The organism is Viridibacillus sp. KH_047 (genome assembly GCF_057838945.1).
Window position 1 is genome coordinate 2,723,515 of the sequence record NZ_CM174479.1, and the last position, 13,160, is coordinate 2,736,674.

Consider the following 13,160-nt stretch of genomic DNA (forward strand, 5'->3'; position numbering starts at 1 on the left):
GATGATTGCATGATTTCCATTAATAGTGTCAATAAAAGCTTCGGCAACAATAACGTTTTAGTAGATATTAATCTAGAGGTGGAAAAATCAAATGTAATTGCATTAATCGGACCAAGTGGTGCAGGAAAATCCACGCTCATCCGAGTGATCAATGCTCTTGAAGAAATTGATAGTGGGGCAATTATAGTAGATGGGACGTCGATTCATGATAAAAAAACGGATATTAATAAAGCCCGTACAAATATCGGTTTCGTATTTCAAAGCTTTAACTTGTATCCATTTTTAACAGCTCTTGAAAATGTCACAATAGCTCCTATTAAAGTAAAAGGAATGACAAAAGCTGAAGCAGAAAAAATGGGTACTGAGTTACTTAGTTCCCTTGGCTTAGCTGACAAAATACACGTCCACCCCTCTCATCTTTCAGGTGGGCAGCAACAACGTGTGGCCATTGCACGAGCTTTGGCGATGGATCCACAAATCATGCTTTTCGATGAGCCTACTTCTGCACTAGATCCTGAGATGGTAAAAGAAGTATTGGATGCCATTCGGAAGCTTGCAAAGGAAGGAATGACGATGATTGTTGTGACGCATGAAATGGGATTTGCACGCGAAATATGTGACAAAATTGTTTTTATGGCTGAAGGCAAAATTGTTGAAGTCAATTCACCTGATATATTTTTCACAAACCCTGAATCAGAACGTGCAAAGACATTTTTATCAAAAGTTTTAAATCACTAATACAGAAAAACAGTTAAAGTATCTATACACAAAATAAGATTGTAATTTATATTAAAAAATACGAAAGGATAGATAAAGCAAAGTACCTTTATCCATCCTTTTTTAATACTGTTTAGATATAAGATATCTTACTATTTTCAACGGCCAAATCAAAATGGAATATTAATTCCTCTCCGTAATCACCTTCAAATCTTAATTCTTGTTCTTTAAATCCAGCTTTTATGTATAAATTAATTGCTGCGATATTTGTATGATGAACAGTTAAAATAATCTCATTCTTTTCAGGGAAGTGCTGTTTTGTTATTGTCGGTAATAATTTTAGCACGCTTTGAGCAAATCCTTTTCTCTGGAAACGTGAGTCAATAGAGAATGATTTAAAAATAATACCATTTTCATTATTCGTATATATATTTCCTCTTTTATTCGTATATAGGGCAAAGTAGCCTACCAAATTTCCCTCATAAATTACAACGAATGGCTGATTATATGGATCCTTCTTAAATGCCTCGATAACGTTAATAGGTAACGAAGTATAAATTGATTGCTCTTCAGGTAAACAGTATTTAATTACTGCTGGATAATCACTTTCCTCAAAAGGCTTTATAACTAATTCACTCGCCTATTTATTCTCCTATATTCTATTATTTATTTCCAAGTATTACTTTTTGTATTTCAACATAGAGAATAGTTTTAATCTTTTGATTTCACATTCGTTGATAGATATAATAAAGATTTTCAGCCAACAAAAAAGTACACTACACCTAGTATTGTGGTGTACTTTCTAAAAAAATCTGCATCGTTTTAAACAAGTAATCTATTCATGCAACAGCATTTACATTAACTATTCACTTCATTTATTTTTTATCCACAAGCACTAATGCAAGTGTAGCTATTGGACCTAAAATTAAAGATAGTAGAAACCAGTTGAATCCTGAACGATTCTTCCCTTGTGCAATGCCTGCATTTATGAGCATAAGAGTACCCCAACCGACTACATATTGATTATCCATTATTTATCCCGACTTTCTTTGTTAATTACTATTTATACGGATAAAGAGGATTGTTGGTTTCAGATTAACGCCTAACTAAATTACTTGAACTTCATCTACACCATTTTGCTTTAATATTTGCTGCGCCTTGTTGCGTATTGCTTCATTTTGAAAACAGTCTTCGTAGAATACTATACGACTAGGTTTTTTACTTGATAAGATATTAATTTGGTCTAGTGATAGGTCCTTTTCAAGACAGATGAATACTGTACCTCCATTAACTGAAAAAACGGTACAACCCCCTAGTATGAATCGTTCAATGGGTAGTACTATATCTATTCCTTGCTTGAGAAGTATTTCAAATAATACGTCTTCTTCACTTCTTCCCAGTTTCACAGGTTGAGCTAAATTTAAAGGCATTTTTTCTTCATCTGACAGGTACTCTTCCCACATTTTTAAATTCGTCGTATCTAGTTTGAAGTTTTTAAACCCTAAATCATGATGTGTGGTATGTTGTACCTCCCTTTTCAAACATACCAACCGTTCTTTACCTAGTTCTGATAATAACGGCTTTCTACCAACACTCTTTAAATACTCTATAAGCTCCTTTGTATCCTTTTTAGCTTCACTTGATAATTTCTCTTGTAATTGCTCAAGGTTTTCATTAATCTGCACAAGTATATAACGCAGTGATAAATTACTTTCAATATTATATCGAACAGTCGCTTCACCAAACGTCCCTGATCCAGAGAAAAAATCCATCACTATATCATCGTCTTTTAAAGCGACCATACTCAAGATTCTTTTAATTAATTTTAAAGGTTTTTTACCGTTTCGATAATCTACGAATCCCTCTTTATCTAAACCGGTTGTTTTAATATCTGCCCAGAAATCACATGGATGTACTGTCAAATAATCATCAGCAAAAAGTATTTTAATACGTGGTGACTCCACAGCTGTATTATAGTGATTGGCTATAAAATACAGCTTGTTGCTTGGTGTAGTTATAGCAAATGCTTGATTTTGATTTGTTTTTCTCTTTTCATCAGCAATAGTTTTAACACTAGCCGCCACTGATACGGTTCTAATAATTCTCCAAGCATTATTAAACAAGAATCCTTCAAGATCTCTTTTTCCAATGTTGTTCTTTTTAATAAATTCAGAAACGGGGACCATTTGAATGTTTCCTAAAATGACATCACTTCTTTTAATGTCCTCTAATGTTCTATCTTCATCATCACGAATAGCTTTTAATTCTTCTATTTCTTTTTTACTAATATTTGTGAGAATTGTTTTATATTCATTATCCCATTTGCTTTTAGGGATTCTTATTTTCTCAAATGTAGCGTTTCTCTTTTTATAGCAAAGTACGTATTCCTTTAATTTAGGGATTTTTCTTTTGACGTGCGTCATTTTCACACCCGTTGGTTCAGACATTTTGACAACGATTGTTGTGACAAAATTCTCTTCCCCGAATATTTCATTGCAAATCCGTTTTAAATTATCCACTTCATTATCATCAATAGAGATAAAGATTACCCCTTCATCAGACAATAAATTACGGGCAATTTTCAACCTTGGATACATCATATTTAACCATTCCGTATGGACTCTCCCACTAGTCACTGCATTCGAATCTAAACTTTCATTCGTATGTTCTTTATAATTTTTCATCTTGTCACGGAAGTTATCTTTGTAAACAAAATTATTTCCAGTATTGTATGGCGGATCAATATAAATAAGCTTTACCCGATTATGATAGCTATTTTGAAGTACTCGCAATACTTCTAAATTATCACCTTCAATATAAAGATTTTTTGTTGTTTCCCAATCTAAACTCCCTGCGATATCAGGTCTTAAAGTTCCTGTAGTTTGCTTTTGGGCTGATTGTATCGCCTCTGTTTTACCATTCCATGTAAAATCAAACCGTTCTTTTTCAGTTTCTATCATTTCACCTAATAACAATTGAAGCTTTGCAAAATCTATTTTGTTTTCTGTACAAATTTCTGGAAAAAGCTCTTTTATTTTTTCAATATTGTGCTGTACCGTATGAAAAGATTTGCCATCTAGTTTATCCATATAAGTGCACTCCTTTATGTATGTACAACTATTACAAGAACTCCCTATTTGACAGTATATTCCCATTGTTATAATAACTATTCAATCATAACTCACATATGATTTTTCCCTATTTGTTACAATTAATTGGTATTAGCTGACATTTTATAAACATATAGGTTAAAATAGTTCTTAAGTACTTTTTCCCCTGACCTTTGTTCTATTTTTCTAATGAATTAATATAAAGGTGGTTGTGTACATGCTTTTAACAATTGAAGAATTAAAAAATGCTGATATTGCATTATATAACGCAAAAGAAAATGGACGAAATCAGATTAGACAGTATGAGTGAGCTATTGTTAAAGGAATCACTACTTTATATCACTTTTTAAAATAAGGTATACTTAAACTTCTAATTCAGTAATGAGTCAGAAGTTTATTTTATTATTGAACGTATTATCTTTTTTAAAGGAGTAAAAAGAATTATGGCAGAACTACTAAAAGATGTTTATAATACAGCGTTTTTCGATCAATTTTGTAAGAAGGTTAAAAGAGTCTATCCAGCATTTAACGAAGAGCATTTCATGACTCTTTTATTTGATGAAGAATGGGAACAACGCGAGTTAAAACAACGAACTCAACATATTACTCATACATTAAGGGCTACCTTACCCCCAACTTATCCAGATGCTATCGCTGTCTTAAGTCAACTTGTTCCTGATTGCAAAGGTTTTGAGTACTTATTTTTCCCTGATTTTATAGAAGCTTATGGTTTATCAGATTGGGAAACTTCAATTGAAGCATTAAAACTCTTTACACTTACATCCAGCTCCGAATTTGCTGTACGCCCATTTATTGAAAAAGATCCGAAGAAAATGATGTCCATTATGGAAGAATGGGCAAGAGATGAAAATGAGCATGTGCGTAGATTAGCGAGTGAAGGATGTCGACCGCGTCTTCCATGGGGTCCTGCTTTAAAAATGTTTAAAAAAGACCCTACACCAATTATCCCTATTTTAGAGTTATTGAAGGCAGATGAAAGTGAATATGTCCGTAAAAGTGTGGCAAATAATTTAAATGATATAACAAAGGATCATCCTGAATTAGTGAAGTCTATAGGGAAGAATTGGATAGGTGATAACCCTAAAACAGATTGGATTATCAAACATGCATGTAGAACACTTCTTAGACAAGCAGACCCGACTACACTCGCATTATTCGGATTCCATAACAATCCTATTGTTGAATTAAAAGAATTTAACCTTTCAACAGATCAATTAGCTATTGGGGAAGCGTTAACATTTAAGTTTACGTTTACTAATCCTACTACAGATGCTGCAAAACTTAGGATTGAGTATGGCATTGATTTTATGAAAGCAAATGGTATAACACGTAGAAAGCTCTTTAAGATAACAGAAAATACGTATCAACCTGGTGAATATAATTATACTAGAGGTCATTCCTTTAAACAGTTATCTACTAGAAAACATTATCCAGGTGAACATAGAATAGCAATTGTTATTAATGGCGTAGAAATGGATCGAATTGAATTTCTATTGAAAGAGGAAGAAAAGCGAACAGTTTCAGAGGTTTTGAATCAACTATAATAAGCATTTGATTTTGTACAGGGTAAATTATATAAAAGCTTGTATCATTATAGGAACAGTTTACTCTATAGCCAAAAAGCTTCAGATTCCTTAGGAATCTGAAGCTTTTTCATTTAATGTTACTTTACTTTCACTCTAAGTTTGCTGCTTTTAATTCCTGCTTCATCTTTTGCGTAAATTGATAGTTTAGTATTTGCTTTTTGTTTTTTGATTTTCACACTGAAATTACCTTTGCTTGATGCTTTAGCTGAGCCAATTTTTTTATGTTTACTATTGTAGATTGTAATTGTTGCTTTTGCTTCAGTTTTACCTTTTACTTTTGTAGTTTTCGAAGTGATTTTAGATACTGTTGGTTTTTTTGGTGCAATTTTATCTTTTACAGTTATTGTTTTTGTTACACCTTTATTTCCAACTGTATCTTTCGTTTTAACAACTAACTTTACGTTTGCTTTTTGTTTTGAAATCTTCAGTGTATAGTTGCCTTTGCTACTTGCTTTTGTTGTTGTAAGTAGTTTAGAGCCTTTATAAATAGAAACGGTTGCTTTAGCTTCTGTAGTCCCTTTTACAGAAGTTGTTTTGTTTGAAATTGTTCCTACTGTAAGTTTTGTTGGGCCAATTTTATCTAATACAGTTATTGTTTTTGTTACACCAGCATTGCCAGCTTCGTCTGTAGTCTTTACTACTAATTTCACATTTGCCTTTTGTGCTGGAATCTTTAACGTGAAAGTTCCTTTACTGTTAGCTTTTGTTGATGCAAGTAATTTAGTTCCATTGTAAATTGAGACTTTTGCATTTGCTTCTGTTGTTCCTGTTACGGAAGTTGTTTTGTTTGAAATTGTTCCCACTGTAAGTTCAGTTGGGCCATTTTTATCTATTACTGTAACATTATGCTCCAACCCTTTTTTTCCTTTATCATCAACGGCATAGATTGTTAGAATGGTATTTTCTTCTAAAGCCGATATTTTAACCGTATAACTTCCATCTGTAGCGACAACTGCAGAACCAATTTCTTTATCCCCATTTTTCACAAATACTGTACTTCCAATTGCTGCTTTTCCTTTAATTTCAGTATCATTGTTCGTAATTGGTTGGACAGATATTACGTCACTCATGTTATAAATTGAGTTTTCTTTATTTAGTAATCGTTTGTAAGCAACCAGTGCATAGCTACCTTGTTCAGTTGCCATCTTATTTGGTGTTTTTCCTGTATGAGCAAAGGCACCATTTTCAAGATAGAATTTCATCATTGCCGAATAGATCGTAGCTTTATCTTCTTTAATGAAGCGAGAATCATCATCTATATTAATACCGATAATTGATAATGCTGTTAACACTTGAGCCGTGCTTTCTAGATTCTCAATACCATCAGATAAATACCCACCATTTGATAACTGCATTGTTGTTAGAACATTTACTGCTCGGTCAATTGTATTTTGAACCTTTTTATCATTTTTTGAATAAGGTGCTAATGCTTGAATAGCCATTGCTGTCATATCTGCATTAGGCACTGTTCCAGAAAGATTGAAACCACCATTTGGCAATTCTTTATCTAAAATATATTGCACTAAGTTTTCACGTGTTGTTTGTATATTCCCTTGCCCTTTTGGGATGCCATAACCATATGAGTCTAATGCAATTAATGCAAAAATTGGTCCATTAATTCCTTGAGATACGACTTGATCGTAATCTGCTAGTTTTTCAAGTAAATTATTACCACCAACATTTGCTGGATCTTTACCAATAGCTGCTAAAGCAATGATTAGACGAGAATACTCAGTATATTTTCTAGTATCTAAAATGCCTTTTTTTGAAATAATATGGTTTTCTACTGCTTTATAATATTTCTCAAAATAACCTTTTGGTACTGGTTGTCCCGACCTAGCTAAAGTGAGAATGGCCCACTCATTTCCGAATTCAGGATTTTGAGTAGTAGCTAATAGATAATCCGCATTTTTTTTAATAGCAGTTGATAGAACTGGTGTCACACCATTTTCTTCTGGTGTTCCTGGTTTTACATCAGATGGATTTTTTCCATCTATTGTATAGAACCATTCGATACGATCGCCAGCCTTTACTATTAGCTTGTCTGAGCTAACATTAGGTAATATTCCATTAACGCTATACATCCACCCACTTAATGGACCTCTATCAAATTCAGACAAACCACCTATCATAGATACATATATACCCATCGATGATCCTTTAGCTGTAATAGAAATATTATTTTCTTTCGTTACTCTATCTAAAACACTGTACACCGAATCACTTTCATGAATAGCGATATTATTTGAGAATAAGCCAGCAATAGAAAATGATACTTTCCCGGTTTGCTCCGTTGATCCTCCCCCATCAATTGGTGGATTTGTTGCTCCTCCTCCACCTGTTGGGGGAGTTGTAGGATTGTCAGGTTCTTTTATTTCAAATATTTTTGTTGTATCAAGGCTTAAAGTGATTTCTTGGGCTAAATCTGTTCCTTTTAGGGCACGAGCTGTTGAATCTGTATAGTGCACTTTTAATACGATTTCTTGATCAATTGCTAGACCTTCCTGAATACATGTCAGGTCTGAACATTCTAATGAATTAAATGTATTACCTTGCTTTAATTCAATTTTATTAATCAATTTATTTAATTTTATTGATAGATTTATTTTTTTATTTTCAATTATGGCTGTAAAATCTGTTTTAGCTATAACTTCTTTGAATGCGTCAGGTTTTATATCATTAAGTTTATTTATTTGTACAGGTATTGTATATTTTTTCAATGGATCAATATTTTCTGGTGCTATTGGTTTTGGATTATTTAACTCTGGAATATCTGCTGATTTTAACTCTGCAAATATTGATTGTTGACGGTATGCATCTGCTAGAGCAATTGCAACTTGTTCGGTAGCCATCATATTGGTTTTCGTATCTTTGATCATCCATTTAAATGAACCATCTTCTAATTGGTAATCATCAATCATTTTTTCAAGAATATTAACTTTTTGACCGTCTTTTTCATAGCTCCATTTGTCCGTTGTTAAATCTTCTCCAACTGCAGCAAGCCCCATAATAATACTTGCCATTGAGTTCGTATTATTAACAAAGCCATCTTTTTGATATTTTGCATGAATACCATCTACTGCTTTTTTTATAGATTCGTTAATTGTTTCATTAGAATTATCAGCATTATTTAATAGCGTTAATGCAGTTAAATCCCAACCTGTTACATCTAAATCATCAGATGAACCAAATCCAGAGAATAATCCTGAACTATTTTGTTTCTTTAATATTACTTCTAAATGTTTGGCTTTATTATAGTCTGCATTTGCTAAGCCTAGCGCAATTGATGCCCAAGATTCACCATATGCTGTGGAAAAGCTACCGTCAGTTTGTTGTTTGTTTTGTAAATCTTCAACAATGTTGCGTTGTCCAAGGTTGGTAGGATCTAACCCTAGAATATAAGCACCTATAATAGTACCTGCATCTTCATTTGAAGTGCTTGAAGCAGCAGTTTTAGGTTTCACCCAAAAAGAATGTTCACTGGTAATTTCAAAGCCAGGTTCCCATTGATACTTTTGAACATCGATGCCTAGAGCATACATAGCAGTTAGCGACCAGTAACCACTATGTGAACTAATCACTATGTTACTAATCTTTTTATTGTTATTATTATAGAACTCTTTTACTTTTTCGATTGATTCGACTAGTTTTTCATTTACAGTTGGTTTTACGTGTTCTGTTAAATCTCCTTGTTCAGCCGTTTCTTCTATTTTCTCAGTTTTTTCTGCTTTCTCCGTATCTTCTATTGTCGGTGGTACAGACTCTCCAGGATCAACTTTCCCCTCAGATTGTGTTTCATCCCCAATATTTTCTATTATATTTTCATTTCCTAGTTCTGTACTATTTTCCGCTTGAGCTGAAAACGGTGTTAGTAAAGATAAAAACAGTACAAAGGTTAAAGTAAAGCTTATGTATCGTTTTAACATGTAGTTCATTTTGAATCCCCCTCTTACATATTTTTGTTACTTTCGAATAGTGAGAAATGCATTTTCATAATTAGTCTCCATCATAAAAATTTGTACACACAAAAAAGCTACTTCTCCACGGAGAAATAGCTTAAAGACACAAAATAATAAGACAAAAAAAATAATAAGACAAAAAAACGTCAAATGTTGTTTGTTTTTGCCGTATACTCACTTTAATCCGAAGAGTAGATATACGCTATGAAATAGGTAGGTCTCCTGGCTCATGCTTCACTTTACTTTAAGGGCCTTCCCGTTAATTAACAGTGGCATTCCTTATTTCATCAGCACTTACAGTTGCGGATACAGCTTCGGCATTAAACCGAATTCCCTTTTATGCATTTTAATGCACCTAATTCTGGCATACGATATTCACTTACTATAAATTTATCACAATAATAAAAAAAATCTATACTTTTCGGAAAAATTAAATTAAATTTGTACATAAAAACTCAATATTCTACATAATAGACCTTAAAAATTGGTTTTCTCCTACTTGAGCAAAAACAGACTCTCGCACCTGAGAATCTGTTTTTGCTCTTCTATATATTTAAAAAACCCTTTAATTCATCCATTTGTTTTGCGGCTTTCTTATAGCCCATATCATAATTTGCTCGCATCTGAGTTAAATCTTTTTCGAAGCTATTTAATGGTGCATCTGGCCTGAAAATAAAGGCTCTTCCCTCTTTTTCCAAACGTTCACAATAATCGAGCGAGGCATTATAATGCTCCACACGTTGTTCCATGCTTTTTACTAAATTGGGATATCGTTTACGAAGGAGCTTCATGACTAATTTACTTTGGCGATCTATTACTTTTCGATAGCCTTTTGGTCGAGTTAACACAAGCACATGCTTTTCAAAACCTTCATCTACTAAATGCTGAATAGGAATTGGATCTGCTAATCCCCCATCATAGTATGGAGTACCATTTATCTTAATCTCTGGGAACAATACAGGAATTGCACAAGTAGCGCGCAATAATGTACATTCCTTATCCATATCAAGTGCGTCCATATACTCTATGGCCCCTGTATACGCATTTGTAACACCAAATTTTACTGTTCCCTCGAATTGTTGGAATCTATCCCAGTCAAATTTATCTAGCTCATTTGGAATTATATTGTAAGCAAAGTCTAATCCAAATAAACTTCTTTCTCGCCAAAAATTACGAATGCCTATATAGCGTTTGTCATGACGATAATTAACAAGAACGCGAAGTGAACGCTCTTTTTGCTCCGACACATATGAACAGGCATTAATAGCCCCTGCTGAAATACCGACAACATGTGGCATCATTATCTCTTCATCTAAAAAAGCATCGAGTACGCCTGACGTAAATAATGTACGGAATGTTCCGCCCTCAAGCACTAAACTTGTATCCTTCACATTGACCTGCATTGAATCACTCTTTCACTATTTTTCTATGATTATTTTATCATATCACTTGCACTTAGAAATAAGCGAAAACAGCCGCTTAGATTCAATCTCTGATTGATGTAATTCCCTAATATAAGACAGTACAGCATATTTTATGTTCCCAGAAGAAGAAGAAGATAAATAGCTGCGTAAACAGGTAGTGCAATTGAAGTAATTAGATACATTGTCATCCCGCCTTTAGAAAGTCTTCTTTTCCACTTAGTTAATTTAAGCTGCCTACAATAAATAGCGCTAGAAATGAATATTAATAAAAAGGCTAAATCCTTAATATTTTCTAAAATGATAATCAAATAATCAGCTCCTTTTAGGTTTTGCACTAAGAGAATTATATTGTAAATATCCCCAAAACCCTTTACGTAATTTAAGCTTCTTCAAAACAATAATCAAGTTAGACAGCTCCAAATAAAAAAAGGGTAGTCCTAAAAGGCCGGTTTTTACCGACTTTTAGGACTGCCCTTTCTCACATGACCATTACTTTACTTTCACGCTCAGTTTGCTGCTTTTATTTCCTGCTTCATCTTTTGCGTAAATTGATAGTTTAGTATTTGCTTTTTGTTTTTTGATTTTCACACTGAAATTGCCTTTGCTTGATGCTTTAGCTGAGCCAATTTTTTTATGTTTACTATTGTATATTGTAATTGTTGCTTTTGCTTCAGTTTTACCTTTTACTTTTGTAGTTTTCGATGTAATTTTAGATACTGTTGGTTTTTTTGGTGCAATTTTATCTTTTACAGTTATTGTTTTTGTTACACCTTTATTACCAATTGTATCTTTCGTTTTAACGACTAATTTTACGTTCGCTTTTTGTTTTGGAATCTCCAGTGTATAGTTGCCTTTGCTACTCGCTTTTGTTGATTTTAGTTTAGAGCCTTTATAAATAGAAACAGTTGCTTTTGCTTCTGTAGTCCCTTTTACAGTAGTTGTTTTGTTTGAAATTGTCCCCACTGTGAGTTTCGTTGGTCCAATTTTATCTAATACAGTAATTGTTTTTGTTACACCAGCATTGCCAGCTTCGTCTGTAGTCTTTACGACTAATTTCACATTTGCCTTTTGTGCTGGAATCTTTAGCGTGAAAGTTCCTTTACTGTTAGCTTTTGTTGATGCAAGTAATTTAGTTCCATTATATATTGAGACTTTTACATTTGCTACTGTTGTTCCAGTTACTAAAGTTGTTTTGTTTGAAATTGTTCCCACTGTAAGTTCAGTTGGGCCATCAGTATCTGGATTTTCTACTGGTGGATTAGTATCTGGTACATCCCCAGCTGCTAATCTTGCAAATGTTGATTTCCCATTCAATGCGTCTGCTAAAGCAATGATTACTTGTTCAGTCGCCATTAAATTTGTTTTAGTATCTTTGATCATCCATTTAAATGAACCGTCTTCTAATTGGTAATCATCAATCATTTTTTCAAGAATATTAACTTTTTTACCGTCTTTTTCATAACTCCATTTGTCCGTTGTTAAATCTTCTCCAGCTGTTGCTAGTCCCATAATAATACTTGCCATTGAGTTCGTATTATTAACAAAACCATCTTTTTGATATTTTGCATGAATACCATCTACCGCTTTTTTAATATATTCATTAATTGTTTCATTCGACTTATCAGAAGTATTTAATAGCGTTAATGCAGTTAAATTCCAACCTGTTACATCTAAGTCATCAGATGAACCAAATCCAGAGAATAATCCTGTATTATTTTGTTTCTTTAAAATTACTTCTAAATGTTTGGCTTTATCATAGTCTGCATTTGCTAATCCTAGCGCAATTGATGCCCAAGATTCACCATATGCTGTGAAAAAGCTACCATCAGCCTTTTGTTTGTTTTGTAAATCTTCAACAATGTTGCGTTGTCCAAGGTTGGTAGGATCTAACCCTAAAATATAAGCACCTATAATAGTACCTGCGTCTTCATTTGAAGTGCTTGAAGCAGCCGTTTTAGGTTTTACCCAATAAGATTGTTCACTTGTAACTTCTGAGCCCTCTGCCCACTTGTAGTTTTTAATATCCATACCTAGTGCATACATTGCTGATAATGACCAGTAGCCACTGTGGGAACTAATTACCCTAGAACTAATAGTTTGGTTGTTAGTAATATAATATTGTTTTGCCTTTTCTAGTGAGTTCACTAGTTTTTCTTTGATTACTTGTGGTGATGTTGTTTGAGATGCATTGTCTTCATTGTTTACTACCGTAATATTTTCAGCTTGAGCTGTAAACGGCGATAGTAATGAAAGTAGCATAACAAAAGCTAACATCATACTGAATGAACGTTTCGACATTTGAATTCCTCCGATTTTATTAAGGTTTGTTGGATTCGGAATTCG

9 protein-coding genes and 1 riboswitch are annotated in these 13,160 nt (G+C 33.3%); of the genes, 2 read left to right on the plus strand and 7 right to left on the minus strand.

The features are described 5' to 3' along the window. The first annotated feature begins 9 nt into the window (after positions 1–9). The gene (locus tag AC3IS5_RS13470) at positions 10–738 is read left to right on the plus strand and encodes an amino acid ABC transporter ATP-binding protein (RefSeq protein ID WP_489424881.1); all 729 of its coding nucleotides are present in this window, start codon (positions 10–12) and stop codon (positions 736–738) included. Positions 739–850: 112 nt separating this feature from the next. Here the strand turns inward: AC3IS5_RS13470 and AC3IS5_RS13475 are convergent, their stop codons facing one another. The 3 genes from AC3IS5_RS13475 to AC3IS5_RS13485 form a co-directional block, all read right to left on the minus strand. Beyond that, positions 851–1,342 carry a GNAT family N-acetyltransferase gene (locus tag AC3IS5_RS13475; protein ID WP_489427890.1) on the minus strand — a complete coding sequence of 164 codons (492 nt, stop codon included), beginning with the start codon at positions 1,340–1,342 and terminating at the stop codon, positions 851–853. 250 nt (positions 1,343–1,592) lie between these two features. Further along, positions 1,593–1,748 carry a hypothetical protein gene (locus tag AC3IS5_RS13480; protein WP_489424882.1) on the minus strand — a complete coding sequence of 52 codons (156 nt, stop codon included), beginning with the start codon at positions 1,746–1,748 and terminating at the stop codon, positions 1,593–1,595. A gap of 75 nt (positions 1,749–1,823) precedes the next feature. Continuing rightward, the gene (locus AC3IS5_RS13485) at positions 1,824–3,806 is read right to left on the minus strand and encodes a site-specific DNA-methyltransferase (RefSeq protein WP_489424883.1); all 1,983 of its coding nucleotides are present in this window, start codon (positions 3,804–3,806) and stop codon (positions 1,824–1,826) included. Between the two features lie 464 nt (positions 3,807–4,270). On the opposite strand from AC3IS5_RS13485, the gene AC3IS5_RS13490 reads away from it, so the two are divergent. Further along, the gene (locus AC3IS5_RS13490) at positions 4,271–5,392 is read left to right on the plus strand and encodes a DNA alkylation repair protein (RefSeq protein ID WP_489424884.1); all 1,122 of its coding nucleotides are present in this window, start codon (positions 4,271–4,273) and stop codon (positions 5,390–5,392) included. A 119-nt stretch (positions 5,393–5,511) separates the two neighbouring features. Here AC3IS5_RS13490 and AC3IS5_RS13495 read toward each other — a convergent pair whose 3' ends face one another. The 4 genes from AC3IS5_RS13495 to AC3IS5_RS13510 all read right to left on the minus strand — a co-directional run bounded on the left by AC3IS5_RS13495 (position 5,512) and on the right by AC3IS5_RS13510 (position 13,115). Then, positions 5,512–9,369, minus strand: a complete 3,858-nt coding sequence (locus tag AC3IS5_RS13495) for an Ig-like domain-containing protein (protein ID WP_489424885.1) — start codon at positions 9,367–9,369, stop codon at positions 5,512–5,514. Between the two features lie 218 nt (positions 9,370–9,587). Beyond that, a riboswitch (cobalamin riboswitch) is annotated at positions 9,588–9,767 on the minus strand. Between the two features lie 171 nt (positions 9,768–9,938). Beyond that, positions 9,939–10,796 (minus strand): patatin-like phospholipase family protein, encoded by an 858-nt coding sequence (locus tag AC3IS5_RS13500; protein WP_489424886.1) that lies wholly within the window; start codon positions 10,794–10,796, stop codon positions 9,939–9,941. A gap of 131 nt (positions 10,797–10,927) precedes the next feature. Continuing rightward, positions 10,928–11,125 (minus strand): hypothetical protein, encoded by a 198-nt coding sequence (locus AC3IS5_RS13505; protein WP_489424887.1) that lies wholly within the window; start codon positions 11,123–11,125, stop codon positions 10,928–10,930. Between the two features lie 181 nt (positions 11,126–11,306). Beyond that, positions 11,307–13,115, minus strand: a complete 1,809-nt coding sequence (locus tag AC3IS5_RS13510; protein ID WP_489424888.1) for an Ig-like domain-containing protein — start codon at positions 13,113–13,115, stop codon at positions 11,307–11,309. Between the last annotated feature and the right edge of the window lie 45 nt (positions 13,116–13,160).

Coding starts and splice junctions, on each gene's coding strand:
- AC3IS5_RS13500 (WP_489424886.1), bottom strand. CDS start 10,796: ATGCAGGTCAATGTGAAGGATACAAGTTTAGTGCTTGAGGGCGGAACA.
- AC3IS5_RS13485 (WP_489424883.1), bottom strand. CDS start 3,806: ATGGATAAACTAGATGGCAAATCTTTTCATACGGTACAGCACAATATT.
- AC3IS5_RS13480 (WP_489424882.1), bottom strand. CDS start 1,748: ATGGATAATCAATATGTAGTCGGTTGGGGTACTCTTATGCTCATAAAT.
- AC3IS5_RS13490 (WP_489424884.1), top strand. CDS start 4,271: ATGGCAGAACTACTAAAAGATGTTTATAATACAGCGTTTTTCGATCAA.
- AC3IS5_RS13510 (WP_489424888.1), bottom strand. CDS start 13,115: ATGTCGAAACGTTCATTCAGTATGATGTTAGCTTTTGTTATGCTACTT.
- AC3IS5_RS13470 (WP_489424881.1), top strand. CDS start 10: ATGATTTCCATTAATAGTGTCAATAAAAGCTTCGGCAACAATAACGTT.
- AC3IS5_RS13495 (WP_489424885.1), bottom strand. CDS start 9,369: ATGAACTACATGTTAAAACGATACATAAGCTTTACTTTAACCTTTGTA.